This is a genomic window from Marinobacter sp. NP-4(2019) (genome assembly GCF_003994855.1).
GTDB lineage: Bacteria > Pseudomonadota > Gammaproteobacteria > Pseudomonadales > Oleiphilaceae > Marinobacter.
Genome location: NZ_CP034142.1, coordinates 1,186,763 through 1,212,899 on the forward strand (window position 1 = coordinate 1,186,763; position 26,137 = coordinate 1,212,899).

28 protein-coding genes are annotated in these 26,137 nt (G+C 57.8%); 13 read left to right on the forward strand and 15 right to left on the reverse strand.

Annotated elements, in window-relative coordinates; genetic code table 11:
• Position 1 precedes the first annotated feature (1 nt).
• Complete coding sequence (locus EHN06_RS05400; protein WP_127330865.1) at positions 2–1,066, forward strand: succinylglutamate desuccinylase/aspartoacylase family protein; 1,065 nt, start codon at positions 2–4, stop codon at positions 1,064–1,066.
• 35 nt (positions 1,067–1,101) lie between these two features.
• Here the strand turns inward: EHN06_RS05400 and EHN06_RS05405 are convergent, their stop codons facing one another.
• Positions 1,102–2,250 carry an HD-GYP domain-containing protein gene (locus EHN06_RS05405; RefSeq protein WP_127330867.1) on the reverse strand — a complete coding sequence of 383 codons (1,149 nt, stop codon included), beginning with the start codon at positions 2,248–2,250 and terminating at the stop codon, positions 1,102–1,104.
• Positions 2,251–2,457: 207 nt separating this feature from the next.
• Between EHN06_RS05405 and EHN06_RS05410 the strand changes: the two genes are divergently transcribed.
• Positions 2,458–2,883, forward strand: a complete 426-nt coding sequence (locus EHN06_RS05410) for a secondary thiamine-phosphate synthase enzyme YjbQ (protein ID WP_127330869.1) — start codon at positions 2,458–2,460, stop codon at positions 2,881–2,883.
• 24 nt (positions 2,884–2,907) lie between these two features.
• Here the strand turns inward: EHN06_RS05410 and EHN06_RS05415 are convergent, their stop codons facing one another.
• The gene (locus EHN06_RS05415) at positions 2,908–3,591 is read right to left on the reverse strand and encodes a response regulator (protein WP_127330871.1); all 684 of its coding nucleotides are present in this window, start codon (positions 3,589–3,591) and stop codon (positions 2,908–2,910) included.
• Positions 3,588–5,177: an ATP-binding protein gene (locus EHN06_RS05420; protein WP_127330873.1), complete on the reverse strand. Its 1,590-nt coding sequence runs from the start codon at positions 5,175–5,177 to the stop codon at positions 3,588–3,590. The genes EHN06_RS05415 and EHN06_RS05420 overlap by 4 nt, the downstream gene beginning before the upstream one ends.
• Positions 5,178–5,444: 267 nt before the next feature.
• Between EHN06_RS05420 and EHN06_RS05425 the strand changes: the two genes are divergently transcribed.
• The 4 genes from EHN06_RS05425 (at position 5,445) to EHN06_RS05440 (ending at position 9,578) form a co-directional block, all read left to right on the forward strand.
• A complete protein-coding gene (locus EHN06_RS05425; protein WP_127330875.1) occupies positions 5,445–6,422 on the forward strand; it encodes a Bug family tripartite tricarboxylate transporter substrate binding protein in 978 nt (325 codons plus the stop codon).
• Positions 6,419–6,865 (forward strand): tripartite tricarboxylate transporter TctB family protein, encoded by a 447-nt coding sequence (locus EHN06_RS05430; RefSeq protein ID WP_127330877.1) that lies wholly within the window; start codon positions 6,419–6,421, stop codon positions 6,863–6,865. The genes EHN06_RS05425 and EHN06_RS05430 overlap by 4 nt, the downstream gene beginning before the upstream one ends.
• Positions 6,865–8,391 (forward strand): tripartite tricarboxylate transporter permease, encoded by a 1,527-nt coding sequence (locus EHN06_RS05435; protein WP_127330879.1) that lies wholly within the window; start codon positions 6,865–6,867, stop codon positions 8,389–8,391. Before EHN06_RS05430 ends, EHN06_RS05435 begins: the two co-directional genes overlap by 1 nt.
• 77 nt (positions 8,392–8,468) lie before the next feature.
• Positions 8,469–9,578: a porin gene (locus EHN06_RS05440; protein ID WP_127330881.1), complete on the forward strand. Its 1,110-nt coding sequence runs from the start codon at positions 8,469–8,471 to the stop codon at positions 9,576–9,578.
• 90 nt (positions 9,579–9,668) lie between these two features.
• Here EHN06_RS05440 and EHN06_RS05445 read toward each other — a convergent pair whose 3' ends face one another.
• The 3 genes from EHN06_RS05445 to EHN06_RS05455 all read right to left on the reverse strand — a co-directional run bounded on the left by EHN06_RS05445 (position 9,669) and on the right by EHN06_RS05455 (position 12,368).
• Positions 9,669–11,024, reverse strand: a complete 1,356-nt coding sequence (locus EHN06_RS05445) for a PhoH family protein (RefSeq protein WP_127334353.1) — start codon at positions 11,022–11,024, stop codon at positions 9,669–9,671.
• A gap of 63 nt (positions 11,025–11,087) precedes the next feature.
• On the reverse strand, positions 11,088–11,570 hold the full coding sequence (locus EHN06_RS05450; protein WP_127330883.1) for an HPP family protein: 483 nt from the start codon (positions 11,568–11,570) through the stop codon (positions 11,088–11,090).
• 60 nt (positions 11,571–11,630) lie between these two features.
• On the reverse strand, positions 11,631–12,368 hold the full coding sequence (locus EHN06_RS05455; RefSeq protein WP_127330885.1) for an START domain-containing protein: 738 nt from the start codon (positions 12,366–12,368) through the stop codon (positions 11,631–11,633).
• A gap of 131 nt (positions 12,369–12,499) precedes the next feature.
• Between EHN06_RS05455 and EHN06_RS05460 the strand changes: the two genes are divergently transcribed.
• Entirely contained in the window at positions 12,500–13,507 is a 1,008-nt protein-coding gene (locus tag EHN06_RS05460) for a DUF2804 domain-containing protein (protein WP_127330887.1), read from the forward strand.
• Between the two features lie 19 nt (positions 13,508–13,526).
• On the opposite strand, the gene minE is transcribed toward EHN06_RS05460, so the two are convergent.
• From minE to EHN06_RS05485, 5 genes are all read right to left on the reverse strand, one after another.
• On the reverse strand, positions 13,527–13,781 hold the full coding sequence (gene minE, locus EHN06_RS05465) for a cell division topological specificity factor MinE (protein WP_012138855.1): 255 nt from the start codon (positions 13,779–13,781) through the stop codon (positions 13,527–13,529).
• A gap of 3 nt (positions 13,782–13,784) precedes the next feature.
• Positions 13,785–14,597, reverse strand: a complete 813-nt coding sequence (gene minD / locus EHN06_RS05470) for a septum site-determining protein MinD (RefSeq protein WP_127330889.1) — start codon at positions 14,595–14,597, stop codon at positions 13,785–13,787.
• Between the two features lie 65 nt (positions 14,598–14,662).
• Positions 14,663–15,442 (reverse strand): septum site-determining protein MinC, encoded by a 780-nt coding sequence (minC, locus tag EHN06_RS05475; protein ID WP_127330891.1) that lies wholly within the window; start codon positions 15,440–15,442, stop codon positions 14,663–14,665.
• The gene (locus EHN06_RS05480; RefSeq protein WP_127330893.1) at positions 15,439–15,828 is read right to left on the reverse strand and encodes a HopJ type III effector protein; all 390 of its coding nucleotides are present in this window, start codon (positions 15,826–15,828) and stop codon (positions 15,439–15,441) included. Before EHN06_RS05480 ends, minC begins: the two co-directional genes overlap by 4 nt.
• Positions 15,828–16,106 carry a DUF1244 domain-containing protein gene (locus tag EHN06_RS05485; protein ID WP_127330895.1) on the reverse strand — a complete coding sequence of 93 codons (279 nt, stop codon included), beginning with the start codon at positions 16,104–16,106 and terminating at the stop codon, positions 15,828–15,830. The genes EHN06_RS05480 and EHN06_RS05485 overlap by 1 nt, the downstream gene beginning before the upstream one ends.
• Positions 16,107–16,209: 103 nt before the next feature.
• Here EHN06_RS05485 and dinB point away from each other — a divergent pair, with 103 nt between their 5' ends.
• A complete protein-coding gene (gene dinB, locus EHN06_RS05490; RefSeq protein WP_127330897.1) occupies positions 16,210–17,274 on the forward strand; it encodes a DNA polymerase IV in 1,065 nt (354 codons plus the stop codon).
• Positions 17,275–17,285: 11 nt separating this feature from the next.
• Here dinB and EHN06_RS05495 read toward each other — a convergent pair whose 3' ends face one another.
• Complete coding sequence (locus EHN06_RS05495) at positions 17,286–17,855, reverse strand: phosphatase PAP2 family protein (RefSeq protein WP_127330899.1); 570 nt, start codon at positions 17,853–17,855, stop codon at positions 17,286–17,288.
• Complete coding sequence (locus tag EHN06_RS05500; RefSeq protein ID WP_127330901.1) at positions 17,821–19,068, reverse strand: glycosyltransferase family 4 protein; 1,248 nt, start codon at positions 19,066–19,068, stop codon at positions 17,821–17,823. Before EHN06_RS05500 ends, EHN06_RS05495 begins: the two co-directional genes overlap by 35 nt.
• An 87-nt stretch (positions 19,069–19,155) precedes the next feature.
• Between EHN06_RS05500 and EHN06_RS05505 the strand changes: the two genes are divergently transcribed.
• The 4 genes from EHN06_RS05505 to EHN06_RS05520 all read left to right on the forward strand — a co-directional run bounded on the left by EHN06_RS05505 (position 19,156) and on the right by EHN06_RS05520 (position 23,536).
• Entirely contained in the window at positions 19,156–20,193 is a 1,038-nt protein-coding gene (locus EHN06_RS05505) for an NADP(H)-dependent aldo-keto reductase (RefSeq protein WP_127330903.1), read from the forward strand.
• A gap of 226 nt (positions 20,194–20,419) precedes the next feature.
• Positions 20,420–20,737, forward strand: a complete 318-nt coding sequence (locus EHN06_RS05510) for a hypothetical protein (RefSeq protein WP_127330905.1) — start codon at positions 20,420–20,422, stop codon at positions 20,735–20,737.
• 139 nt (positions 20,738–20,876) lie between these two features.
• On the forward strand, positions 20,877–23,078 hold the full coding sequence (locus tag EHN06_RS05515) for an acetyl-CoA hydrolase/transferase C-terminal domain-containing protein (protein WP_127330907.1): 2,202 nt from the start codon (positions 20,877–20,879) through the stop codon (positions 23,076–23,078).
• Positions 23,078–23,536 (forward strand): FKBP-type peptidyl-prolyl cis-trans isomerase, encoded by a 459-nt coding sequence (locus EHN06_RS05520; protein WP_127330909.1) that lies wholly within the window; start codon positions 23,078–23,080, stop codon positions 23,534–23,536. Before EHN06_RS05515 ends, EHN06_RS05520 begins: the two co-directional genes overlap by 1 nt.
• 21 nt (positions 23,537–23,557) lie before the next feature.
• Here the strand turns inward: EHN06_RS05520 and EHN06_RS05525 are convergent, their stop codons facing one another.
• Positions 23,558–24,352, reverse strand: coding sequence for a lysophospholipid acyltransferase family protein (locus tag EHN06_RS05525; protein ID WP_228257463.1), 795 nt, complete (start codon positions 24,350–24,352; stop codon positions 23,558–23,560).
• 20 nt (positions 24,353–24,372) lie between these two features.
• Entirely contained in the window at positions 24,373–25,131 is a 759-nt protein-coding gene (locus tag EHN06_RS05530; RefSeq protein WP_127330913.1) for a GNAT family N-acetyltransferase, read from the reverse strand.
• Between the two features lie 248 nt (positions 25,132–25,379).
• Here EHN06_RS05530 and EHN06_RS05535 point away from each other — a divergent pair, with 248 nt between their 5' ends.
• Complete coding sequence (locus EHN06_RS05535; RefSeq protein ID WP_127330915.1) at positions 25,380–26,117, forward strand: response regulator; 738 nt, start codon at positions 25,380–25,382, stop codon at positions 26,115–26,117.
• The last annotated feature ends 20 nt before the right edge of the window (positions 26,118–26,137 follow it).

The window sequence follows — 26,137 nt, forward strand, 5'->3', positions numbered from 1 at the left end:
GATGGCCAGAGCGCCCTTTGTTATCGCCGGTACCGAGATCAAGGCCGGCACTCGTCAAACCGTGGAAGTGCCGGTTGCCAAACTGTACACCCACACACCGCTGCACATTCCGGTGGAGGTGATTCATGGTCGCCGGGCCGGGCCGGTGTTGATGGTCTGTGGTGCTATCCACGGGGATGAAATCAACGGGGTGGAGATTGTCCGCCGGGTGCTGACCAATTCGGCCCTGCGGCACCTGCGCGGTACCCTGCTGGCCGTGCCAATTGTCAATATATTCGGGTTCGTGCAGCGTACTCGCTACCTGCCTGACCGGCGGGATCTGAACCGGTGTTTCCCGGGCAGTGAGAGCGGTTCCCTGGGGGGGCGTATTGCCTACCTGTTGCGCACCCAGATTATGGAACATGTCACGCATATCATTGACCTGCACACCGGAGCGATTCACCGGTTCAACCTGCCGCAGATTCGCGCCGAGTTGAAGAATCCGGAAACCATTCGCATGGCGGAAGCCTTCGGGGCGCCGATCATCATCAACGCCAGCCTGCGGGAGGGCAGTTTGCGAGCCTACGCGGATTCTCTGGATATTCCGGTGGTGACCTACGAAGGTGGAGAAGCTCTGAGATTCGATGATGTGGTGATCACCAGTGGCGTGAAAGGGGTCATCCGGGTGATGCGGGAACTGGAAATGGTGCCCGCCAAGAAAGGTCCGAAAGCCCCCAGGAAGCGTTCTGAAACCGCCGCCAATTCCCTTTGGGTGCGCGCCGATATCGATGGCATCATGCGCCCCGTGGCCCATCTCGGACAAAAGGTCCGTAAAGGGCAGAAGCTGGCGATGGTGGCAGACCCGTTTGGTGAAACCGAGGCGGCGGTGCTGTCGCCGGTGTCGGGTATCGTTATCTGCGTCAACAACCTGCCGCTGGTGAATGAAGGCGAGGCCATCTATCACATTGCCCGTTTTGATGTGTTGGGTGAAGCGGAGAAGGCCATGGACTATTTCCGCAGTACCTACGAGGCCGAAGTGACCGAGGCGGTGGTACCGGTCCACCCGTGGGACGAATTGCAGAAGTAGTCACTGTGGGTTGCTGGGGCAGCCCCGAACGACACCTAGGCCAGGCCAGTGGCCTCGGCGGGCTCATCGTCATCGTCCAGGAAGCTGCTCTGAATTTCCAGCACCTCGTTCAAGTTCAGAAGCAGGGCATTTACACAGGCCGGGTCCAGCTTCTTCCCGGCCAGCTTCCTCAGTTCCGCCACCGACTCTTCAACGGTCCAGGGCTCCTTGTATGGACGGCGGCTGGTGAGTGCGTCGTACACATCGGAAACGGCCACTATGCGTGCCTCAAGCGGGATATCTTCGCCGCTTAAACCCTCCGGGTATCCGCTGCCGTCCCAGGCTTCATGGTGACTGCCGACGATGTTGAGCAGGATATTCAGATGGGGAACACCACTCAATCCATAGTTGGTGATCAGCCGCTGGGCCAGCTTGCGGCCATTCTCCGCATGTTCCTTCATTTTTTCGAATTCCGCCTCGGTCAGCTTGCCGGGCTTGAGCAGGATGCTGTCGGGTATGGTGATCTTGCCGATGTCGTGTAGAGGTGCAAACAGGTATACATACTCGGAAAACTGATCGTCCCGCTCATGAACCGATGCCATTTCACGGGCAATGGTGCGGGCGTAGCGGGACATCCGGTGCAGGTGACCGCCGGTCTCCGGGTCCCGGGAGAAGGTCAGATCCAGAGCGGACTTGACCGTGGACAGCAGGGTGCGGACGGTGCTGATGGAACTGAACAGCAGCAGCCCCACCAGTTCGCCGATCAGGTCCAGGTATGACAGGCAGTCCGGGAAAAAGGCGTTCTCACGGCTGGTATTGAAGAAGATAAATCCCAGCAATTCTCCCTCGAACAGCAGTGGTAGCGTATAACTGCCGCGGTAGCCGGCCTGGTAGATTTTCATGGCATGGATCTTGTGGCTGTCAGCGAATACCGACAGATCCTGCTCCAGGCGGTAGGTGCCTTTTTCCGCCAGAACCTTGAGGGAGTGGCAGCGCTCCAGTTTGGCCTGGTAGTGATTCAGCGGAGAGGTCTCTCCACTGTAGATGAAGGTGCGTACAAGGTCGGTGCCGCTGTCATAAAGAGCCACGCTGATCCGCGTGATGAAGGGGTATTTCTCTTTGGTAACCTGGTGCAGGTGGACAAGTTTCTCTGCCAGCGATGTTGCCTGGTTCAATTGCAGCATAGCTTCGTGATTGTGTGGCATAGTGCAACCTCGGACAACTCTCCATTGTTGATGTAACGTTACCTGTCCATAACTAGCGGCGCGGAGTATTCCTATAGATTAGCAGTCCCTGTGACGTTAGCACTGATTTCCTGTACGGAATGATCAGTGGTTGTGTAGCGGATTGATTACGCTCAAGATAGTCTTGAGTCAGCAAGCTTTATGAGTGTGTTCAAAAGGGGGAATTCAATGATCTGGGATCAGAGCTTTATTGAATTGGCGCCATTGCCCAGGGGATTCCATCTGGTGACCAACGAGGTGCTGGCTCAGGCGCCGGAGTTGCGGAATTGTGAGATGGGGCTGTTGCACCTGTTTATCCAGCACACTTCGGCGTCGCTGGCGATCAATGAAAACGCCGATCCGGACGTACGCGGGGACCTGGAGCGACATTTCAATGTCATGGTGCCGGAGCATGCGCCCCACTACAAACACACCACCGAAGGGCCGGATGACATGCCGGCCCATATCAAGAGTGTGTTGATCGGTCCGTCACTGACCATCCCGGTGGCCAATGGCCATCTGGCCCTGGGGACCTGGCAGGGAATCTATCTGTGTGAGCACCGCGACCATGCCGGAGGCCGGCGCATTGTGGCGACGTTGCAGGGACGATGGTGAGTGTTAGTCAATGCTGGTCAGCGACTAAAGGTGATACCGCCTCTCCGGACGTCCAACGTTGCCGTAGGTTACTTCCGCGGTCAGTTCGCCTCTTCCGACCAGAAACTCCAGATAGCGCCGGGCGGTGGTGCGGGAGGCGCCGATGGCATTGCCCAGTTCTTCCGCACTCCAGTGCTGGCCGGATGACAGCACCTCAAGGATTTTATCCAGCGTGATGCTGTCGATGCCCTTGGGTAGTCGTTCATCGCGGGCCGGCTGGGTGTCCTCGCCGGAACTGCGGGGCAGCAGGGCATCCACTTCTTTCTGTGCGACCTGGACCAGGCCGGAGAGGTGGCGAAGGTGGTCACGGTACCGGCTGACAGCTTCCTCAAGACGTTCGAACACCAGTGGCTTGAGAATATAGTCGAAAACCCCGCCGCGCAGGGCGCTTCTCAGGGTTTCCACTTCCTTGGCGGCGGTGATGAGAATTACGTCGCTGCTGCTGTCTTTTGCCCGGAGTTCCCGAAGCAGCTCAAGCCCGTTGCCGTCGGGGAAATAGATATCCAGCAGGATCAGGTGCGGCGCCATCACGTCGATCAGGTCTCGTGCGTCTTCGAGGCTGTGGGCTATACCACACAGTTCGACGTCGTCCAGGCGTTCAACAAATCGTCGCTGAATTTCCGCAATTTTCCGATCATCTTCAACAATCAGAACTCGAATGGTGGTCAATGACAGTCCCTCCCTTTGCTGGTTTTGGGTAGGTAAAGGGTAAAACGGGAGCCTTTCCCTGGCAGTTCTTCAACCGTGACGGATCCTCCCCAGCGGTTCAGGAACTGGTGTACCAGGTACAGACCATAGCCATGGGTATCACCTTCTTTTGTGCTCACGCCTTTCTCAAAAATCCTCTGCCGGGCGTCTTCGGGAATACCGGGCCCCTGGTCTTCCACCTCGAAAATCAGCTCGTGTCCCAGGTCCGTCATGGATAACTGAACCAGTCCGCCTTCGCCTGTCTGCAGGCGGGTTGCTTCAAGGGCGTTGTCAATCAGGTTGCCGAGCACGCTGACCAGTTGATCTCGCGGCATGTCGGCGGGTATGTCCGTCATCCGGCTTTCCGGATCGATGTGGAGGTGCAGGCCCATTTCCCGCGCCCGGTTGTACTTGCCCAGCAAGCAGCCGGCAATGACGGGATCGGGCACCGCATCCAGCAACAGGTGAATCAGCGCCTGGTGATCACTGACTTCGCTGCCGATCAGGTTCAGTGCGTCTTCATAGGCTTCGATCTGGATCAGGCCGGCAATGGTATGGAGCTTGTTGGAGTATTCATGGGTCTGGCTTCGTAAGGTGTCAGCGTACTGCTGTATGCGAGTGAGTTGCCGACTGACCTGGTCCACTTCGTCCCGAAGCCTGAAACTGGCGACCACACCAATAATGTCTGCGCCCTGGCGGACAGGTAACCGGTTCACAATCATCTGGCGATTCCGCAGCCACACTTCCCGGTCAAAGTCCGGCGTGCCGGATTCAAGTACCGAAAGCAGGTCGCTCTCTGGCAGGACATCGAGAATGGGGCGGCCTGCCAGAGGTGTGTGCGGGTCCAGTCCGAGGGTTTCCAGGGCGGTCCGGTTCACAGTGGTGATGATGCCGTCACGGTTGATGGCGATGATGCCCTCCCGGACCGACTGGAGTGTGGCGTCCCGTTCCTGGAACAGGCGCGCAATTTCTTCCGGTTCCAGCCCGAATATGGCGCGTTTGAATCGCCCCGCTATCACGATGGCGATCAGTATGCTGATCAGTAGCGCCAGGCCGACAACGCTGTAAAGTACAATACTGTACCGTTCGATGGTTGCGTTCACCTGATCGACGCCATAGCCGACGGACACAATGCCGATAATCTCGCCGCTATCCGGTTCAATCACTGGTGCCTTGCCACGCATGGAGTCGCCCAGACTGCCTTCGGCCCTGGCAACGTAGGACTCACCATCGATCAGTGCGCGTCGGCCGTCGTCACCGTCGTCGTCAGCCATGGAGTGGCCAATCCGGTCAGCGGAAGGGTGAGCAAGGCGGACGGCCTGGCGGTCTCCGATCACAATGAACAGAGCTTCGTTAGTGTGTGCCAGACGTCTGGCCAACAGGTTAAGGGACTCAATATCGCGCTGGCGGATCCCCTCAATCACAGAGGGCGCGGCGGCAACAGTTTTTGCGACCATCAGCGCCCGCTGTCCGATCTCGTCAAACAGGGAGTCACTGAGGTAATAGCCGGCAAATACGCCAATCAGGGTCGTCTGCAGGGCACTGACGAGGCCGAGTGAAAGGATCATTCGGGTTTTAAGTTTGGTTTTTCGGAACACGTTATCAGCAGCGATTGGTTTGTTGTCGTTATCCCGTCAGGTTAAATCACACGCCTTGCGATTGCCCGTAAATTTTATGAACTTAACGCCCATTAATTTCTTTAAAGGCTTTACGCCCAAAAACTTCTGGCGGCGTTGATTGCCCTCTAGTCTGTTTTTGCGAGTCTCCCGCCAGCGGCACCCAGTAATGAGGTCTGCCCTGGCAGAGACCACAAAAACAAGAGTGAGGTGACAATCATGACTATCAAACGAACGCTTTCCTTCGTGGCGGCCGCCACCTTTAGCATGTCCGCGTTGGCCTGGCAGCCTTCCGGTAAGGTCGAATGTATCGCGCCTTCCGATCCGGGCGGCGGTTGGGATTTTACCTGCCGCAGTGTCGGCAATGTCCTGCGGGAGCTTGGCCTGATCGATGGCACGGTACAGACAGTGAACATGGCTGGAGCCGGCGGCGGGGTTGCCTTTGCCCACACCGTCAGCAAGCGGGCCGAGGATGACAAGCTTATTGTGGCCGCATCCACTGCCACCACCACGCGGCTGGCGCAGAAGCAGTTCCCGGGGCTGAATGCGGATATGGTGAGCTGGGTTGGCGCATTGGGGGCGGACTATGGCGTGATTGCCGTGGGCAATAACTCCGAGTATCAGGATCTGAACCAGCTTCTGGATGTCGTCAAGGCGAACCCCAAGTCGGTAAAGTTCGCGGGCGGCAGTGCCCGGGGCGGATGGGATCATCTCAAGGTTCTGATCACTGCCAAGGCCGCCGGTGCCGACCAGCTCCCGTCAATTCCCTATCTTTCGTACAACAACGGCGGCGAAGCCATGACCCAGGTGGTGGGCGGCCAGGTTGATGCCTTTACCGGAGACCTCTCCGAAGTCACCGGTTTTATGGAATCCGGCGACCTCCGTGTGCTGGCGGTACTGGCGGATGAGCGTGTGCCGGGCGACTTTGCAGAGATTCCGACGGCAAAAGAGCAGGGCATCAATGCGGTCGGTCCGAACTGGCGCGGTTTCTACATGCCGAAGGGCGCCTCTGAAGAATCAAAGACCTACTGGACGAAGACGGTCGATACCCTTTATGCCAGCGAGGAATGGAAAAAGGTTATGAAGGCCAATGGTCTGATCCCTTTCCATCCACCCGCGGGTGAATTTGACAGCTTTGTCCGGGAGCAGGTGCAGGACATCGAGAATCTGTCTCGCGAAATAGGGCTGCTCAAATGACTGGCTTCGGTGATCGAATTCTTGGTCTTGGCCTTATGGTGCTGGCTGTCGCCTACGGCTGGGTGGCCCAGCAGTGGCCCGAACCGTTTGGTGGCGCCGAAACCGTGGGGCCGGAAACCTTCCCTACCATCCTTGCGGTCGTTCTGGTGGCCGGTGGCATCTACCTGATGATCAAGCCGGACCCCGATGCCCAGTGGCCGCTGGGTAAGTCCGCGCTGGAGCTGGTGGTGTCCCTGCTGGTTCTGGTGGTGTACGCCATGCTGCTTGAGCCCCTGGGGTTTGTTATATCGACAACCCTGGCGGTGGGCGCTCTGAGCTGGCGCATGGGCGCTAATCCCCGAAGCGCGTTCGTGACCGGTCTGATCAGTGCGGTAGTGGTGTTTGTCCTGTTCAACTATGGCCTGTCACTGAACCTGCCCGCCGGTCTTCTGGAGGTGCACTGATGGAAACGCTCGGTTTTTTGATGGAGGGGTTTGCGGTGGCACTGACGCCGTACAACCTGATGTTTGCGTTGCTCGGCGCCTTTGCCGGTACCCTGATCGGTTGTATGCCGGGGCTCGGCCCCGCCAATGGTGTGGCCATTCTTATTCCGCTGGCATTCACCCTGGGCCTGCCGCCGGAAACGGCCATGATTCTGCTTACCTCGGTATACGCGGGGGCCATGTATGGCGGCCGCATATCCTCCATCCTGCTCAATATCCCCGGTGACGAGCCGGCGATGATGACCTGTCTTGATGGCTACCCCATGGCTCGCAAGGGCAGGGCGGCGGATGCGCTGGCGATCTCGGCCATAGCCTCGTTCTCCGGTGGTCTGATCGGGACGGTTGGTTTGATCATGCTGGCCCCGGTGCTGGCGAAGTTTGCCCTCAGCTTCGGACCGGCGGAGTACTTCGCGCTGTTCCTGCTGGCGTTTGCAACGCTCGGTGGCATCACCGGTAAAAACCCGATGAAAACCGTGATCGCCGCCACTCTCGGGATCATGATTTCCACCGTGGGGATTGATATCTCCACCGGTACCCAGCGCTACACCTTTGGCGTCCTGGAGCTGTACGAGGGGATCGACTTCATTCTCGCCATTGTCGGTCTGTTTGCGATCTCGGAGTTGTTGTTCTTCGTCGAGTCACGCATGGGCCATGGCCGCGAAAAGGTGAGTGTCGGTAAGCTGACGCTCAGCTTCCGCGAACTGGTCACCACCATTCCTACCCAGTTGCGTGGTGGTGTGCTCGGGTTTATATCCGGGGTTTTGCCGGGGGCGGGCGCTTCCCTGGGCAGCTTTATCAGCTACACGCTGGAGAAGCAGGTCCTGGGTAAGAAAGGCAAGTTCGGCGAAGGCGACATCCGCGGTGTGGTTGCGCCTGAGGCGGGTAACAACGGTGCCTCCTCGGGTGCTCTGGTTCCCATGCTGACCCTGGGTGTGCCTGGCAGTGGCACGACGGCAGTCCTGCTGGCGATGCTGATCTCGCTGAACATCACGCCCGGCCCGCTAATGTTCACCCAGAACGCTGATATTGTCTGGGGCGTCATTGCTGCCCTTCTCATCGGGAATGTGCTGTTGCTGTTGCTGAACATTCCGTTGGTCGGGGTCTTTGTACGGCTGCTGTCGGTTCCCCCCATGTACCTGTTGCCGATTGTGACCATGGTTGCCTTCGTGGGCATCTACTCCATCAGCAACAGTACCTTCGATCTGTACTTCATGGTGGCGTTCGGGGTTGCCGGTTACTTCCTCCGCAAGCTGGAGATTCCGGTGGTACCCATCATTCTCGGTCTGTTGCTGGGACCGGAAATGGAGAAGAACCTCGGGCATGCCCTGGTGCTGTCGGATGGTGACTGGAGCATTCTCTGGGCCAGCACCCTGGCCAAAAGTTTCTGGCTGGTCGCCGGGCTGAGTCTGGCGCTGCCATACCTGGTTGGCCCCCTGCTGCGCCGTCGCATGAATGCTGCCATGAAGGAAAGCCCGGTCAGTGACTGACCGGGCTCCAGTGTGTTCCCGCCGGACGTTTGTCTGGCTTACTAAGCAATAAATACAAGTAAATAAGGAAGGATGTAATGACAAAACAAAAAAGATTGGTTTCATGCATCGCATTGGTTGTTTGTGGTTTCTCCGCTTCAGGTGCGTTTGCCCAGACGACGGTCTCGAAGCTCTCAGCGGATGCGCCGGTGTCGAATGTTTCTGCGGACGTGTATGGCCAGCTGAACTATGGCGTGCTGGTCGGGGATAGTGGTGACGGCAGTGAACACTTCATCGTCGATAACGACAATAGTGGGAGCCGGATCGGCGCCAAATTGAAAGGCGACCTGAACGATACGGATCTGGTGGTGGGTGCCCACGTTGAACTGGAGTATCAGCAGAACCCCTCGAATCAGGTGACTCTCGAAGAGCGCTCGATCAGTGGCGAATTCAATGAGCGTCAGCTGAACCTGTTTGTCTCCGGTGGATTTGGCAAGTTATCACTCGGTCAGGGTGATGGGGCCGCGAACGGCAACATCGAACGGGACCTGTCGGGTACCAAGGTTATTTCGTATACCAACCCCGGACTGGTTGGTGGCGGTCTGGAGTTCCTGGATGATGCCACCGATACACGGGTCCGCCTGGGGGCGACCACGAGCGATCAGGATTTCGAGAGTCGGTACAGTCGTGTGAGGTACGATCTGCCATCGCTGGGCGGGCTGCAGCCTTCCATAAGCCAGGGCATCAAGGATGGTGATGACGTCTCAGAGGTCGGGGTACGCTTCTCTGGCCAGTTCGCGGGCAAAATCTCCGGTGCTCTCGGTTATTCCGTCAAGGACACTGGCGGGCAAACCGGAGACGTTGAGACCCTGGGTGGTTCATTGTCATGGTTGCACGACAGTGGCCTCAACCTGACCGGCGCTTACTCAACCAGCAGCGATGACGACGATGCCAATCCGGATTCCGATTTCTATCTTGCTAAGGTGGGATACATGATCGGAAAGCATGCCTTTGATATTCACTATGCCGAAACGGAAGACCGTGCTCAGAAAGGGGATTCTGCGGAGTCCGTAGGCGTTGGTTATGTCTTTACCCCGATCAAATGGTTCGAGGCCTATGCCGGTTACAACAACCACTCACTGGATCGTCGGGGTGCCGACTTTGACGATGTGGACACAGTTCTGGTCGGGGGGCGGCTTAAGTTTTGATACGCGCCTCTTTGTTGTTGTCCGTGGGTGATTGAGCCCACGTTCGCCGCACCCGGTCAGGAGTGCGGCTTTTTTGGTTCTGGAGGGCTGTCAGAGATTGGCTTCGGCGTATTCTGCCAGAACCGACCTCGGTACCCCCTGGAGGTGGATGTGCCCACCGTGGCGGAAGCCCTTGAAGCGTTCCGTCATATAGGTCAGGCCGGAACTCAGGGCGCTGAGGTACGGTGTATCGATCTGCGCCAGGTTACCCAGGCAGATAACCTTGGAGCCATTACCGGCCCGGGTAATGATGGTCTTGATCTGGTGTGGTGTCAGGTTCTGGGACTCATCGATGATGATCAGGCTGTGCTGGAAGCTTCGCCCACGGATGTAGTTCATCGATTTGAAGTGCAGCGGCACCTTGCTGAGGATGTAGTCCACGCTGGCGGTCATGTTCTCGTCGTCTTCGTGGAGCGCTTCGAGGTTGTCGACGATGGCGCCCAGCCAGGGTTCCATTTTCTCCGCTTCGGTGCCCGGCAGGAAGCCGATGTCCTCATCCAGGCCCTGGGTGCTTCGGGTGGCGATGATGCGCTTGTACAGCTTGCTGGCAACGGTCATCTCGATGCAGGCGGCCAGCGCCAGGATGGTTTTCCCCGACCCCGCTGAACCGGTCAGGTTCACCAGGTGAATGTCCGGATCCAACAACAGGTTCAGGGCCAGTGACTGGTAGATATCCCGGGGGACCAGGCCCCAGACTTCCTCGCTCATCAGGTCGTGTTGATGCAAATCCTGCATAACCAGTTGGTCATCGGACAGGTCCACGACCTTACCGACAAATCCCTGTTCGTCTACCACGAATTCGTTGATATTGAGCTTTGCCAGGTCGCCCTCGCGTTTGAGGATATGCTCGGTAATGCCTTCCCGCTGGATGGTTTCCACCTTGGCGATGTTGTCCCAGAAGGAATTGGGGAACTCCTTGTAACCCTTGGGCAGCAGGTCGATGTCATCCAGCAACTGGTCATTGTGATAATCCTGTGCTTCGACACCAAACCCGCGGGCTTTCAGCCGCATGTTGATGTCTTTGCTGACCAGAATGATGTCCCGGGATTTGTGCTTGTCCTGAAGGGCGGCCAGGGTGTTGATGATCTTGTTGTCGTTCAGGTTTTCCGGCAACGAATGATTGTTGTGGTGTTCCGTGCTCATCAGGATTGACAGTGTGCCGAGGGGTTCGGCTTTTTTGCCGCGAACGATCGGCACGCCTTTCTCGATATCTTTCGGGACAGCATCGCCCAACAACTTGTCGATGTTGCGGATGGCCTGGCGACAATCGGCCGCTACCGCCTGTTTACCGGATTTGAGGCTGTCGAGTTCTTCGAGGACCGTCATCGGGATGATGACATCGTGTTCTTCAAAGTTGAGGAGGGCGTTCGGATCGTGAATCAGCACGTTGGTGTCGAGGACATACATCTTTCGTCGAGCTTGCGATGCTCCTGGCATAGGGCGCGTTACCTCTCTGGTGGCTCAGTCGTTTCAGGCACAGCGGCTGGTGAGTTCCTTGTCAGAAATCAGTTTTAGCATGTCGTAAGTGGTTATTATTCCAGTGATTTTCTTGTCTTTCGTGACGAAAATCCGGTGCAGGTGTTCACGCATCATGATGTTGGCGATATCGCGAACCGGGGTCTGCTCATCCACGGATAGAATACTCGGTGTCATGATGTCCCGTACTTCTACGGGAACCTTGCCCATCTCCTCGAATATGGCCATGCGCAGGCGTCGGGCTTCCTGCTCCTCCTCGGGGGTCAGGCGGGCATCGTTGTCGTTCCGGTTGGCATTCCAGCGAAACTCGGTGATGTCTTTCAGGGTGGCAATACCGACAATGTCGCCGTGTTCGTCGGTCACCGGGCTGCCGGTGATTTCGTTGTCGGTCAGGAAGCGGGCCAGTCTCTCCATGGTCCAGGATTGTGGGACCGCCTTGATGCTTGGGGTCATGATCTCGTAAGCGAGAACAGTCATTTACCGGGTCCTGTGCTGTTAAAGGGTCCTTTTCAACAGAGCTTAGCTTGTCCGGTGCGGCTAGTCATCCCCTGATTGTGACGGAGACACCACATCAACCAGTTTGCCCTCATCGTCATATACCAGCGTGTGGCCCTGATAGCGCTCCTGACGGGTAACCTGCTCCAGTTGCTCCATGGATCTTACCGGAATGTCCACCAGCAGGGAGTTGACCAGCCAGCCGGGTATGGCGCCGTTGGGGTCGGTGTGCTGGATCCAGACCATATGGGTCTTGTCGCCTTCGGGAATAAAACGGTACAGCGTATCGGAGCGATCGACCCGTACCAGGCCATCAATTTCTTCGCGGCGGTCAGGCACTGCGTTAAGATCCATTACCACCTCACCAGTGGTCTGTTCGCCATGGGTGCGGATACGGAGGACGTAGTCCCGGTCAGCCACAGGCCAGGGCATGTCGTTCACCGAGTAGGCGTACCGGTCGTGAAAACTCCCGTCGCCAAATGCCTGGGATCTGGTGCAATTGTGAACCCACTCAACACAGGATTTCGGGTTAACCATGACCGCCATGAGGTTCTCCAGGGAGGTATCCATCAGTGCTTCCGCCTTGAAAGCCTTGAAACTGGAGTCTTCCTGATCGATGGTGTAGACCCTGATATTGTCGGTTTCCTTGCGCAGGGTCCAGCCGTCGGCAGTCTCAGCGGGTAATGCTCCCTGGGCAAGCGTCGGGAGGAGGGCGGAGAAGGCCAGAATGGCACTCAGAGAACTGAAGGCGGGCTTGTCGTGGGCTCTTGGGTTGCGCATAGAGTACACTTCCTGAATTAGATTGAAGCGAGTCTATCACGCACGTTTGTGGAGGCGTGGTAGCGAATCCGGAGATTGTGAACTGGGTATCCACCCTCACATCCATTCACCGAATCTGGCCCGAATTGACGATGACGATAAAGCAGCTGATCGATATCAGGGGGCGGGTGCAAACCGGCGTGTTTTCGTGCCCTGTGGAAACCATCAATTACCTGGATTACGACCTGCGGACAATGATGGACAGGCCGCGCTCCCGGCTTGCCCGGAAATGGCGGTTCAATCAGTTCCAGTTTGTCAGTGTCATGTCGGAACACTGGGTCTTTGGTCTGGCCATTGTGGACCTGAAGCTGGTAAGTAACGGTTTTTTCTACCTTTACGACTTCGCTTCCGGAGAGATGCTGGAGCAGACCTTCATGCAGCCGCTGGGCTGGGGCACCGTGATTGAACCCCGCCCGGAGGACGGTGTTGCCAGCTTCCGCAGTAAACAGGTCAATCTGAGAATTATTCCGGGCCCGGAGGGGCGAAGCGTCAGCGTCACGGCGGGTGAGGCGATTCGTGCAATGTTTTCGCTGCATGACGACCGGGATCCCCTGAGGCTGGCGTGTCCTGCGGGGTACAACGGCTGGGTCTTTACGCGTAAGTCCGCGGGCTTGCCGGTCACCGGTGAAATTCGTTGGGGAGACCGGATCTGGCGCTGCGATGACCATACCCGGGGAACCGTCGATTGGAGCTGCGGCTTCATGCGCCGTGAGACCGCCTGGAACTGGGCGTGTCTGGCAGGACAATTGGACGACGGCACCTCTGTCGGGCTGAATCTTGCCACCGGGGTGAACGAATCGGGAATGACCGAGAATGCTCTGTGGCTCAATGGGCGCTGTATCAAGCTTGATCTGTCCCGCTTCGAGTTTGCTCGGTACGATCAGTCCGCACCCTGGCGGGTCACCACCAGCGATGGCCGGGTGGATCTTCACTTTGTGCCTTCGGGCGTTCGCAAGGAGCGGCTGAATGCGCTGGTGCTGGCGTCCAACTTCCGTCAATACGCCGGGACGTTTGAAGGCTTTGTGGTGGATGATGACGGTAAAAAAATCCCCATAGCAGGGCTACGGGGATTGATGGAAGATCATTTCGCCCGCTGGTAACGGCGGGCGAGGAGGGGCATCAGCTTTCCGGCAGGGTGACGTTCAACTCCAGCACTGAACAACTGTCATTGCGGTCCACTTCCACCTGAACCATATCGTCACTGATCTGTACATACTTGCGAATGACTGCCAGCAATTCCTGCTGCAACTGGGGCAGGTAGTCTGGCTGTTCACGCTGACCTCGTTCATGGGCAACAATAATCTGCAGTCGCTCTTTGGCAACGTTGGCGGTGTTGTTGCTTTTTTTGCTTCTGAAATAATCGAGGAAACTCATCCCTTAGCCCCCCTTGAACATCCGTGAGAAGAAGCCCTTTTTCTGGGAGGACATAAAGCGATGCTCGCGTTCCTCGCCAAGAAGCCGGGCAACGGCGTCGTCGTAGGCCTGGCCGGCGTCACTGTCTTCCTCAAGAATGACGGGCAGCCCCTGGTTGGACGCGTTCAACACGATCTGGCTTTCCGGGATGACGCCCAGCAGCGGAATGGCAAGAATCTCTTCTACGTCTGCCACCGACAGCATTTCGCCCTTTTCCACCCGTGACGGGTTGTAACGGGTCAGCAACAGGTGCTCCTTGACCGGGTCCTGGCCCATTTCGGCGCGACGGGATTTGCTCTGGAGGATGCCCAGGATGCGGTCCGAATCCCGCACCGAAGAAACTTCCGGATTGGTGACCACAACCGCTTCATCTGCGTAGTACAGCGCCATCAATGCACCGTGTTCGATGCCTGCCGGGGAATCGCAGACAATGTAGTCAAAGGTCTCCGACAGTTCGTTAATGACTTTCTCAACGCCTTCCCGGGTCAGCGCTTCTTTTTCCCGGGTTTGCGAGGCGGGCAGGATGTACAGGCTTTGAACGCGCTTGTCGCGGATCAGTGCCTGGTTCAGCGATGCCTCACCCTGGATGACGTTGACGAAGTCATACACCACCCGGCGTTCGCAGTTCATGATGAGATCGAGGTTGCGCAGGCCCACATCAAAATCAATGACCACGGTCTTGTGGCCGCGTTTGGCCAGACCGGTACTGATTGAGGCGCTGGTGGTGGTTTTGCCTACGCCACCCTTTCCTGAGGTAACGACAATGATTCTAGCCAAGGTTGCATTCCTGTTTCGCTGTGGATTCGTCGTCTATGCCGAATAAATCGGTCGTTATAGTCTTGTCAGGCCTTCTCCAGTGGCGTCACCACCAGCAGGTCGTCCCTGAGCTGGATCTGAACGGCGGTTTTCCAGCCGTTGTCCTGAAGATCCTCAGAGATTTTATAGTGTCCGGCGATGGACACAAGCTCCGCTTCCAGTGACTGACAGAAAACCCGGGCGGATTGCGCGCCGTGTATGCCAGCGAGGGCGCGACCACGCAACGGGCCGTAGACGTGGATATTACCTGCCGCCAGTACTTCCGCGCCAGCCTGAACGGGGGCCAGAATGATCAGATCGCCCTCGGGGGCATATACCTGCTGGCCGGAACGTACGGGCTGATTGATGATGCGGGCCGGTACAGGCTCGGCAGGCAGTTCGGTAGCCGGGGCGGTTTCCGGTTCGCTGGCCTGGGTCGGCTCGTTAGCGGCCGCGGCCATTTCATTGGAAGGGCTGACGTCACGGTCACGCTGGCTGCCCCCGGGCAGCAGGGCAAGCGCGGCCCCCCGGGCCAGTCTGCGCTGGTCGTCGTTGCCGCCGCGTACACCAATGACGTGGATATTGTGGCGGCGGCAGGTGCCGATAATTTTGAAGAAATCGAGTTCGCTGCTCAGGCCTTCGTATTTTTCCAGGCTGATAATCAGCGGAATGTCCTTGAAGAAGCCCGGCGCCTGACTGATCTTGTCCCGCAGGGTATCCTCGAATTCGTCGTTGTCGAAGAAATAAAGCTCCAGGGCGGTCATGGACACGCTGGCGCTTTTCAGTTGAAAGCAGTGTTTTACCCCTGAGGTGGCGGTATCGCTCATGAAAGGCTCTCTTCCTTGGGATCGTTCCGGGTGTCGGCAGGGCGGGCGCGAAGTGGCTCGCCTTCAAAGCGGATGCCGGACCAACCGGTGCTGATGAACTGGCGAATGTTACCATGGCTGTCGCCTGCGGGATCATTCAATACCTGTTGGTAATGTTGTGCGAACAGTTGCAGGGTATCGGCCTCGTTGAGGCTGCAGTACTGCCCCAGGGCAAATACCCGGCAGGAGCCTGCATTCTCGCCCGCAGCATTGAGCAGTGGGCCGTTATGGAATCCGGTCGGTTGATACTCGAAATGGCGGTCAATCAACGCCAGGGTATCGTCAAAGTCCGCGTGGCCCGCTGTCAGGGATGCCAGGTGAATCCGCACTGCCTCGTTCACGTTCATTATTTATGATCCTGTTTGGGGCCCTTCTGGTAACGGGATTTCCACTCTTCATAAGGCATGCCATAGATGATCTCGCGGGCGTCGGGGTCGGAAAGCTCAAAGCCCCGCTCGGCGGCTTCGGCTCGATACCACTTGGACAGACAGTTGCGGCAGAACCCGGCCAGGTTCATCAGGTCCAGGTTCTGGACCTCGGTGTGCTCGCGCAGGTGTTTTACCAGGCGCCGGAAGGCCGCGGCCTCGATTTCGGTCTGTGACTGCTCGGGAATGGGATTTGTCATGGTTACTCGCCTGTTGGGCTATAGAGATCCTGACATTCTCTGTATGTTAGCTTAAGATACAAGGCTGTATATATGTACAGATTATCGACCCGAGTTGCTGCCAATGTCCCAGCGCAAGATCATACATGTGGATTGCGACTGCTTTTATGCCGCCGTGGAGATGCGGGACGATCCCTCGCTGAGGGAGGTTCCCCTTGCCGTGGGCGGAGAAGGCGGCCGGGGTGTGGTGACCACCTGTAATTACCGCGCCCGGGCGTTCGGGGTGCGTTCTGCCATGCCGGGCGGGGAAGCCCGCCGTCTGTGCCCGGGGCTGGTGACGGTGCCGCCGGACATGGCGCGATACCGGGCCGTGTCGCAGCAGGTCATGGCGATTCTGCGTGAGCTGACCGACCTGGTGGAACCGCTCTCCCTGGACGAGGCGTTCCTGGACGTCAGCGATGTTATCGATCACAAGGGCAGTGCCACGTTGATGGCTCAGTACCTTCGCCAGCGCGTGAGGGACGAAGTCGGCATTACAATCTCCGCTGGCGTGGCGCCCAATAAATTTCTTGCCAAAATCGCCAGTGACTGGAAGAAGCCGGACGGCCTGTTCGTGATTCGTCCCGGAGATGTGGAAAGCTTTGTGGCCGAACTGCCGGTGGAGAAGCTGTTTGGCGTGGGGCAGGTCACCGCCGGCAAGCTCCATGCCCTGGGGGTGAGCACCTGTGGCGACCTGCAGGCCATCGGCGCGGAGGTGCTGGTGGACCGGTTTGGCAAGCAGGGCTATCGCCTGCATGAGATGGCGTTTGGCCGCGACGAACGTCCGGTGGTGGTCTCCCGCATTGCCAAGTCCCTGAGTGTGGAACGGACCTTTTCCCAGGATCTGCCGGATAAGGCCGCTTGTGAGTCGGTCATGGCCTCACTGGTGGCTGACCTGAATCTGCGTCTGAATCGTAAGGCCCGTGACAAGCCGATCCATAAACTGTTTATCAAGATCCGCTACAGTGATTTCTCAACCCACACTCTGGAACGGGTCAGGGAACCTATCCGGGAGCCCGGAGTGGAAGACTTTGGTCCCCTGCTGGATGAGTTGGTGACGGACAGTGCCCGTCCGGTTCGGCTGCTGGGGTTGGGGGTGCGTTTTCGCAACGAGGACTCTCCGGTCACGCAATTGCGGCTGTTCGACTAGCGCCCGGTCTATCAGGCAAACAGTATCCACACCGGTGCGGCCAAAGCAGAGACCGAAAGGGCGCCAAGGCAGCCGCCGATCAAAGCCCCGGCAGCGACATCGCTGGGGTAGTGCAGGCCCAGCACGACTCGAGAGGCCGCTACACTCAGGGTGAATGGTAACAGTGGCCAGAACAGGTTGGGTGCCAGCAGCGCAATCATGGTGGTGAAGCACACGGCGTGCAGGGTGTGGCCGGACGGAAAGCTGTATCTGTCCAGCGGTGGTGTGCCGCAATTGATGCTGGGAAATGAGATGAACGGCCGCTCACGGATCAACCAGCGTTTGAGCAGCTTGTAGGTCACCGTGCAGGTAAGTCCGGTGGCAACCATCAGCAGGGCAAGAGCCAGCCCATCGTCGGGACGGATGACCGGCATGGCAAGAATCAGCATATACCACAGCCAGCCGTCACCCAGGCGACTGACCAGTTGAAAGTAGCTGTGCACCGGACGAAAGCGCAGGCTGCGGTTAATGGCCTGGCAAAAGGCGTATTCCCGCTGGTCCACCAGATTAAAGAAGCGAGATGCTTTGGTTGTTGATGGCATGGTAATTGGCCTTTGTTGGCTGATTGAAGACCAGTTGTTCAAACTGCTCGATCTGGCTGGCCCAGTTCAGTTCCAGGGCGTCCAGGCGTGCCTGGGCGCGGATTCGGTTCAGCAGCGTGGGTTGGTCGGCCAGGCGCAGGGCGTTGTCCACGAAGCTTTCATCGTCATCCAATGGCGCCTTCATGCCATTCTCTTCCTGGCGAATGTGTTCGCTGGCAGCGGCATCGTCGAAGGCCACTACGCCCAGGCCGCTGGCCATGGCTTCGGTCACCACGTTGCCAAAGGTGTCGGTTTTACTGGGGAACAGGAAGATATCTCCGGAGGCGTAGTGGCGAGCCAGGTCATCCCCGCGCCGGGTACCGCAGAAAATGTACTCCGGGTGGCGCGCTTCCAACTGTTTGCGCAGCGGACCGTCACCCACCAGGACAAACCGGGTCTGGGGATGCAGTCCTCGAAGGCGTTCAAAACAGGCGACGGCCATCTGCAGGTTTTTCTCGGAGGCCAGCCGGCCCACATAGAGCACGGCCCGGTCGTTGTCCTTCAGCCCCCATTGTCGGCGCAAGCTCTCGTCACGTTGATGCGGGCTGAAGCGGTGGCAGTCAACGCCGCGGCTCCAGAGGCCCGTCGGAGTGATGCCCATTTTCGCAACTGTGTCCTGCATTTTTCGAGTGGGTACCAGGGTGACGGCGGTGCGATTGTGAAACCAGCGTCCGTAGGCGCAGAGCAGCTTTTCCAGGAATCCTGCACCGTAATAGCGGCTGTAGGCGTGGAAATTGGTGTGAAAGCCGGAGCTGACCGGTATGCCCAACCGCCTGGCGGCGTTGACGGCCGCCAGGCCAAGTGGCCCCTGGGTGGCGACGTAAACCGCTTCCGGCCGGTTCTCTTTCCACAGTTTCGTCAACGAGCGGGCCCCTGCCACTCCGAAACGGAGAGCCGGGTAGCCGGGCAGGGGCAGGCCGGTCACCACGTGTTCGGCAGAAAACAACTGGTCGCCGGCGTGGGCCACCTGTCCTTTTGTTTCATGTTGCTGGCGGGGGCGTACCACGGTTACCCGGTGCCCACGTTGCAGCAGGCCCTGACACAAGTGCCTCAAGGTGTTCGCCACGCCGTTGATTTCTGGAGGAAAGGTCTCCGAAACAATGGTAATGTGACTGCAGCGCCTGATGGCCTGAGATGAATTGGTCACGGTGCGTCCTGTGTTTCCCTGAATCATGTTTCCACTATGGGAAGTCGCTGTGACAGTTATGCGACAGCCCCGTGACAATCTGTTTACCTTTTGATCAGACGAAGCGGAGAAACTATGCAGACGCGCAAGCTCGGCAACACCGAAATCGATGTCAGCCTGATTTGCCTGGGTACCATGACCTGGGGCGAACAGAACACGGAACAGGAAGCGTTTGAGCAACTGGACCTGGCGGTTTCCGAAGGCATTAACTTCATTGATGCGGCGGAAATGTACCCGGTGCCGCCACGAGTCGAAACCCAGGGGCGGACCGAGCAGTATCTTGGCAACTGGCTGGCCCGCCGTGGTCGGCGGGATGATCTGGTGATTGCGTCCAAGGTATCAGGGCCGGGGAATGGTCTGGGCTATCTCCGGGACGGTCCCCGGCTGACCCGAGATCACATTCGTCAGGCCTGTGATGACAGCCTGAGACGTCTGCAAACCGATTACATTGATCTGTACCAGGTGCACTGGCCGGATCGGAACACCAATTTCTTTGGCAAGCTGGGTTACGTCCATAACCCTGAGGAGCAGTTGACTCCGATTGAAGAAACCCTTTCGGCCCTCGATGAGTTGGTGAAAGAGGGCAAGGTTCGTCACATCGGGCTGTCCAATGAAACGCCCTGGGGTGCCATGGAGTATCTGAGGCTTTCCCGGGAAAAGGGCTGGCCACGAGCGGTCAGTATCCAGAATCCCTACAACCTGCTGAACCGTTCTTACGAAGTGGGGATGGCGGAGGTGTCACACCGGGAGCAGGCCGGGCTGCTGGCGTATTCGCCCCTGGCGTTCGGAATGCTGTCCGGCAAGTACCTGGACGGCCAACGTCCACCGAAGGCACGGTTGACCCTGTTTGAGCGCTTCAGCCGGTATTCCGGCGGTCGTGGCGAAGCCGCTACCCGCGCCTATGTGAATCTGGCTCAAGCACATGGGCTATCGCCGGTGCAACTTGCCCTGGCCTGGGTGAACAGCCGGGACTTTGTTACCAGCAATATCATCGGGGCCACGACCATGGCGCAGTTGAGGGAAAACATCGGTTCGGCGCGGATCACATTGAGTAACGAAGTGATTGAAGCCATTGAAGCTATTCATCAGGAGTATACTTACCCCTGCCCCTGAGTGGCCCGCCCTGACGCCTTTTCCGGGAGTGTGTCGGGGCAAAGTTCCGTCGACGAGACGTCATGAAACCCGGGTCGACACTTTATTGACATAAATAGTTTCATTTGGTGACAAATAACCGACCATTATGTGTGCGGATTCACATCTTTCTGGCCTAGAATCATTAGACTTTAGCCTTATACAAACGTAGACTGCCGCTCTAATAAAAAAGGTCGTTAGAAGTATCATGATTATCCGCATTTTTGTCGCTCTGTTAGCCCTCAATATGGTTGCGTTCGTTGTTCGCGCTGAAGCTGAAGAACGAGTCATTGCCGATGAAAGCGTCGCCGAGGATGTATACGAACTTCAGGAGCGGATGGCGGGCGATTTTGAGCGTGACGATTCCGAAGACGCCCTGACCGAAATAGGTTCCCGTCTGTTGAGCCTCAGCCTGATTCGTTCCGACTCCGATGGCAAACGCTACGCATCTGATCGTGCCCGTGCGGACCACGGCGTGGCCCTGCTGGAAGAGGGTGCGGCCCTCAATCTGAAGTGGAATTTCTGACCGGTCCGATACCTCTGTAATCTCCCCCGAATTTGCCGTTATAGCCTCCGAATAAGTCGCCTGGCTCATTGCCTGCACACACCTCTCGTGTGATGATCCCCTCCGGAACCCTTCATGAAGGTTATAAAGGAGTATGGATATGGTGGCAGAAGCGCCATTGCGCCTGAGTGATACCAATGCCTGTGTGGACGCTGTTATAGCGCGGGTGGGCAAAAACATCACCCTCGGACTGCCCTTGGGATTGGGTAAGCCCGTCCGGTTTGTGAATGCGCTATATCAGCGTGCCAAGGACGACCCCTCCATTAACCTTCACATTGTTACTGCGCTTTCCCTGCTCGCTCCTCAGGGCAGTTCCTCTCTGGAAAAGCGTTTTATGGGACCGTTTGCCGAGCGTCTGTATGGACGTATTCCGGAGCTGAAGTACGCCCGGGATGTCAGTGCCAACCGCCTGCCGGACAACGTCAAAGTGTCCGAATTTTTCTTCAAGGCCGGGTCGTTCCTCCATAACACGGATCAGCAGCGCAATTACGTTTGTACCAATTACACTCACGCAGTGCGGGATTTGATGGCTCTGGGCGTGAATGTGATCGGGCAGATGGTGGCGCCCGGGGGTGGCTCGGGGCAGGTCAGCCTCAGCTCCAATCCGGATCTTTCCCTGGACTTGTTGCCTCTTATGCGTGAGCGGGAGGCTGAGGGAACGCCGGTGGCGGTTGTCGGTGAACTCAATGAATATCTCCCGTTTATGGGCCAGCATGCAGCCATTGAGGAGGCTGACTTCGATGTTCTGTTGGAGCATCAGGCTTCGGATTATCCATTGTTCTCCGCGCCGCAAATGGCGATCGGTCCGGAAGATCACCTGATTGGTTTCTATGCCAGCACCCTGCTCAGGGACGGTGGCACCCTGCAGGTAGGTATAGGCTCCCTGGGGGCGGCCCTGGTAAACAGCACGATCCTGAGGCACAAGCAAAACGTTGACTGGAAAGCGGTCTTCGACCACTTGAAAGTCGCGGACCGGTTTCCGTTTGTGAATGAAATCGGCGGGACCGCCCCTTTCGAGCAGGGGTTGTATGGCTGCAGCGAAATGATGGTCGATGGTTTCATATATCTGATGAAGTCTGGCGTCCTGGCCCGGGAAGTCTATGATCACGCAGGCCTGCAGACCCTCATTAATAACGGCGACATCGGGCAGGAGGTTTCGCTGGCAACGCTGGATGTGTTGCGTCGGGAAAAGCTCATCGACTCCCCCATGCGGGCGCGGGATGTCCATTGGCTGACCCGCTTCGGTATTTTCAGGAGCACGGTCGAGTTCAAGGGCGGTCGACTCAGGATAGGGGAGCAATCGCTGGATGCGGACCTGGATGATGCCGACTCCAGGGAGGCCATTCGCGACCTGGCGCTGGGTGAGCGACTGACCGGTGGCGTTGTCATGCATGGTGGCTTCTATGTCGGGCCAGAATCGTTTTACCAGGCCTTGCGGGATTTGTCCGCCGAGGACCGTGAGCGCATCTGCATGACCAGCGTAAATTACATCAATCATCTCTACGATCACGCCTTCGGTAATCAGCGGCTAAAAGCTGCCCAGCGGGCTCACAGCCGGTTTATCAATTCGACCATGATGTACACGCTCAACGGGGCTGCTGTTTCCGATGGCCTGGATGATGGTCGTGTGGTCAGCGGGGTGGGTGGGCAGTATAACTTTGTTGCCATGGCCCATGAGCTGCCCGCTGCCCGTTCGATCCTGACGTTACGGAGTACCCGCCAATCCGGCGGTGAGACAGTGTCCAATATTGTGTTCAGCTATGGCCATTGCACCATTCCACGACATCTGCGGGATATAGTGGTGACCGAATATGGCATCGCCGATCTGCGTGGGCAGTCCGACGAACAGGTCTATCTGAGACTGATCCGTATTGCCGACTCCCGCTTCCAGCAGGATCTGTTGAAACAGGCCCAGAAGGCAGGCAAGGTGGCGCCGGATTTCAGGCTGCCCGCTGACTGGTGTAATAACACGCCGGAGTCTGTGCGTAAGGCGGTGGCCATCAGCGGAAGCGATCAATTGTTCCCGGCATTTCCCTTTGGCCGTGACTTCACAGACGAAGAGCTGACCCTGGGCAAGGCGCTGAAAACCCTGAAGGCCGCAACGTCGACCCGACGTGGTAAACTGGGGACCTTGTGGCAGGCCTTTCGCGAAAAGGATGAGGACGGTCGCTACGCGTCGCTGCTGCAGCGCATGGGGCTGGAACATCCCCGGGGGCTGAGAGCCAGGCTTGATCGGCGCCTGGTCATTCATGGCTTGCGTAAACTTGATACACCATTGAATACGGGAAACAAAGAGACCTGATGCAAAAACCTGATGTTTTTACTGTTCACTATGTCCTGAAGAACAAGATCGGGGAGCTGGTTGATACGTCGGAGGGGAGTGAGCCGCTGCACTTCCTGTATGGCAGCCAGGGTGTAATCACCGGCATTCAGGAGGCGGTAAAGGACCGGAATGTGGGGGATTGCCTGGAAGTGACCGTGCCGCCCTCGATGGCATACGGGGAACATAACCCGGAACTGATTCGCAAGGTGCCACGCTCCATGTTTGAGGGGGTGGAAAATCTCGAGATCGGTATGAAGTTCCAGACCAACACCGGAGACAGCGCCCAGATCGTCCAGGTGGTCGGTATTGACGGCAATCTGGTGAAGGTGGATGCCAACCATCCACTGGCGGGCTTTACCCTGTACTTTGACCTGGAAATTGTCGGTCGGCGGGAGGCCACGGAAGAAGAGGTGGCGCAGGGGCGCCCGCTGTACTGAGCGGGGATTGGCTGTAGGGTGTTATGCATGACGTATTGCCTCTGCTCCCTCCTTGTTGGCCTCCATGGCCCGCGCCTGATAGATTTGCTGCACACCAGCGGCAATCGTTTCCCGTAGTTGTTCTGTCACTTCCGTCAGTGGTCTGTTGCCGTCAACCTGGATCGGCGGGTGAAAGATGACGGTCACATCTACTGCCGGGTGACGCAGCAGGCGTGGCAAGTGGGACTGGAACTCGTCGTCGCCGATAAACGGCGTCAGGTGGTCAGGTCTTCCCTGTCGAGTATAACCGATGCTGATGCCCTGAATGGCAACACCGGCTTCCGGCGCGGCCTGAAGCAGCCGGCTGTGAAACGGAAGTACGGACAATCCTGAGCTGGTTGTGCCTTCCGGAAAGACCAACACCGATTGTCCCCCGCTCAGGACGGAGGTGATTTCCCGCCTGGCTTCCCGGGCCCTGCCACCACCACGGACAATGAACAGGGTGCCGGCCTGTCGCGCAAGCCAGCCAATGACAGGCCAGCGACTGACTTCCGCCTTGGACAGGAACCGAAGAGGTGTGGCGCCACCGAGAACCGGTATATCGGACCAGGAGATGTGATTGCTCACCAGAAGCACAGGGCCAGAAGCCGGTAGGCCCTGCTGACGAATTCGCAGGCCCAGGCAACGGCTGGCTCCATGAAAGCAGAAGCGGGCAATGGGTGCCCGGTCAATCGCCCGGCGGGTGACGGTTTCCGCTATCAGGCAGCTTACGGCGATCAGGGCGGTCGCGAGGAGAAAAGCGGAGAACAGCGTCAGTCTCAGGACCAGTCGAATCATTTCCACAGGAAACTCCTTCGTCAGACTTTGCCCATGAAATGCCTGCTGTAGCGTGAGGCCAGGCGGCTGACTTCCAGCACCACCAGCACGTCGGCACAACGGAATTCCGGGTCCCAACAGGGTTCCCCGCAGACCCGGGCGCCAAGTCGCATGTATGCCTTGATCAGTGCCGGGACATCCACTGGACGTTCTTCGCTGACCGGATGGGCGAGGTGGGGCAGCTCCCGTTTCGGAGTGACCCGAAAACCTTCATCGGCCATGAACTCCCGTTGCAGGTAGCGGGCAATGTTCCAGGCTTTCAGTCCGCCATCGGACATACTGATACTGGCGCAACCAATCAGGTAGTCCACCTGGTGTTTGACCAGATACTCCGCCAGTGAGGCCCATAGCAATGTAATAGTGGCACCGTTGCGGTAATCCGGATGGACGCAGGTTCGGCCCAGTTCCGCGACGGTGCCGGTGAGTCGGCGGAAGGCGCTCAGGTCAAACTCCCCTTCCGAATAGAAGCCACCGGCCTTAGCCGCATTGTGCTGATGCAGGATACGGGTGGTGGCGACCAGCTCACCGCTGGCTTGGTCGGTCACGATCAGGTGGTCACACCAGGCATCGAAGCTGTCCGCATCGATACCCGGGGTGCTGGCTCCGAGATCAGAGCCGTATTCCTCGGAAAACACCCGGTAACGCAGTCGCTGGGCTGCTTCTACGGTCGCTGGCTGGGTGGTGATTCCGGCCTTTAGCTGTCGGGTGGGACGGGTGACGCGTATGGATTGTGCGCTCATAACCTTGTCTCATTGTTGCCGTTTCCAGACAAGGCTATGAACCCGGTGTGACAGCGGAGTGACCGTCGGATGACGACTCGGTTACAGGCCCTTTGGGACAAATCGGGTTGAGAGACATGTCACGGGCTGTAACAGAGTGACGGTTCCATGTATATTTCTGAATAGCATGTATAATTGCTGTTACAGCAGGTTGCCTGTATTGTCAGGAACTGAGTGCTTCTTCTGAAACCGGAATAACAAAACCAGAGATGGACGGCGTGGAACAGACAAACGAAAGTTGGCGAATTCTCATTGTCGAGGATGATGAACGGCTGGCAGAGCTGACACGGGAATACCTGGAGAGTAACGGTCTGACCGTCTCCCTGGAGACCCATGGCGGCCGCGCCGTTGAGCGCATCCGCAACGAGCAGCCTGACCTGGTTGTTCTTGACCTGATGCTGCCGGGAGAGGACGGCTTGTCCATTTGTCGTCGGGTGAGGCCGTTTTTCCAGGGGCCGATCATTATGCTCACTGCCCGCACCGATGATCTTGATCAGGTGCTGGGTCTGGAAATGGGCGCGGACGACTACATTGGCAAACCGGTGAAGCCCAGGGTTCTGCTGGCGAGGATTCGCGCCATGCTGCGGCGGATTACCGAGGGTGGCCAGGGCGGGGCTGACGAGGCCAATGGCGAAGAACCGGTCCGGCTTCAGTTCAATGACCTGGTAGTGGATCGCTCCATGCGGGAAGCCTGGCTGAATGACGAAAGCATTGAGCTGACCAGTGCCGAGTTCGACCTGCTCTGGTTGCTGGCCAGTAACGCCGGGCGTGTACTCAGCCGCGAAGAGATCTTCACTGCCCTGCGAGGCATTGAGTATGACGGTCAGGACCGCTCGATTGATGTCCGGGTGTCACGGATTCGTCCGAAGATTGGTGATGATCCGATACATCCCCGCCGCATCAAGACGGTTCGCAGCAAGGGCTATCTGTTTGTAAAAGAAGCCTGAACCATCAGCCTCTGGCGCCG

Bases quoted from the DNA above. Each gene is read 5' to 3' on its own strand.
- EHN06_RS05400 (WP_127330865.1), top strand. From the start codon at position 2: ATGGCCAGAGCGCCCTTTGTTATCGCCGGTACCGAGATCAAGGCCGGC.
- EHN06_RS05405 (WP_127330867.1), bottom strand. From the start codon at position 2,250: ATGCCACACAATCACGAAGCTATGCTGCAATTGAACCAGGCAACATCG.
- EHN06_RS05410 (WP_127330869.1), top strand. From the start codon at position 2,458: ATGATCTGGGATCAGAGCTTTATTGAATTGGCGCCATTGCCCAGGGGA.
- EHN06_RS05420 (WP_127330873.1), bottom strand. From the start codon at position 5,177: ATGATCCTTTCACTCGGCCTCGTCAGTGCCCTGCAGACGACCCTGATT.
- EHN06_RS05425 (WP_127330875.1), top strand. From the start codon at position 5,445: ATGACTATCAAACGAACGCTTTCCTTCGTGGCGGCCGCCACCTTTAGC.
- EHN06_RS05430 (WP_127330877.1), top strand. From the start codon at position 6,419: ATGACTGGCTTCGGTGATCGAATTCTTGGTCTTGGCCTTATGGTGCTG.
- EHN06_RS05435 (WP_127330879.1), top strand. From the start codon at position 6,865: ATGGAAACGCTCGGTTTTTTGATGGAGGGGTTTGCGGTGGCACTGACG.
- EHN06_RS05440 (WP_127330881.1), top strand. From the start codon at position 8,469: ATGACAAAACAAAAAAGATTGGTTTCATGCATCGCATTGGTTGTTTGT.
- EHN06_RS05445 (WP_127334353.1), bottom strand. From the start codon at position 11,024: ATGTATGTCCTCGACACCAACGTGCTGATTCACGATCCGAACGCCCTC.
- EHN06_RS05450 (WP_127330883.1), bottom strand. From the start codon at position 11,570: ATGACTGTTCTCGCTTACGAGATCATGACCCCAAGCATCAAGGCGGTC.
- EHN06_RS05455 (WP_127330885.1), bottom strand. From the start codon at position 12,368: ATGCGCAACCCAAGAGCCCACGACAAGCCCGCCTTCAGTTCTCTGAGT.
- EHN06_RS05460 (WP_127330887.1), top strand. From the start codon at position 12,500: ATGACGATAAAGCAGCTGATCGATATCAGGGGGCGGGTGCAAACCGGC.
- minE (WP_012138855.1), bottom strand. From the start codon at position 13,781: ATGAGTTTCCTCGATTATTTCAGAAGCAAAAAAAGCAACAACACCGCC.
- minC (WP_127330891.1), bottom strand. From the start codon at position 15,442: ATGAGCGATACCGCCACCTCAGGGGTAAAACACTGCTTTCAACTGAAA.
- EHN06_RS05480 (WP_127330893.1), bottom strand. From the start codon at position 15,828: ATGAACGTGAACGAGGCAGTGCGGATTCACCTGGCATCCCTGACAGCG.
- EHN06_RS05485 (WP_127330895.1), bottom strand. From the start codon at position 16,106: ATGACAAATCCCATTCCCGAGCAGTCACAGACCGAAATCGAGGCCGCG.
- dinB (WP_127330897.1), top strand. From the start codon at position 16,210: ATGTCCCAGCGCAAGATCATACATGTGGATTGCGACTGCTTTTATGCC.
- EHN06_RS05495 (WP_127330899.1), bottom strand. From the start codon at position 17,855: ATGCCATCAACAACCAAAGCATCTCGCTTCTTTAATCTGGTGGACCAG.
- EHN06_RS05500 (WP_127330901.1), bottom strand. From the start codon at position 19,068: ATGATTCAGGGAAACACAGGACGCACCGTGACCAATTCATCTCAGGCC.
- EHN06_RS05505 (WP_127330903.1), top strand. From the start codon at position 19,156: ATGCAGACGCGCAAGCTCGGCAACACCGAAATCGATGTCAGCCTGATT.
- EHN06_RS05510 (WP_127330905.1), top strand. From the start codon at position 20,420: ATGATTATCCGCATTTTTGTCGCTCTGTTAGCCCTCAATATGGTTGCG.
- EHN06_RS05515 (WP_127330907.1), top strand. From the start codon at position 20,877: ATGGTGGCAGAAGCGCCATTGCGCCTGAGTGATACCAATGCCTGTGTG.
- EHN06_RS05520 (WP_127330909.1), top strand. From the start codon at position 23,078: ATGCAAAAACCTGATGTTTTTACTGTTCACTATGTCCTGAAGAACAAG.
- EHN06_RS05525 (WP_228257463.1), bottom strand. From the start codon at position 24,352: ATGATTCGACTGGTCCTGAGACTGACGCTGTTCTCCGCTTTTCTCCTC.
- EHN06_RS05530 (WP_127330913.1), bottom strand. From the start codon at position 25,131: ATGAGCGCACAATCCATACGCGTCACCCGTCCCACCCGACAGCTAAAG.
- EHN06_RS05535 (WP_127330915.1), top strand. From the start codon at position 25,380: ATGGACGGCGTGGAACAGACAAACGAAAGTTGGCGAATTCTCATTGTC.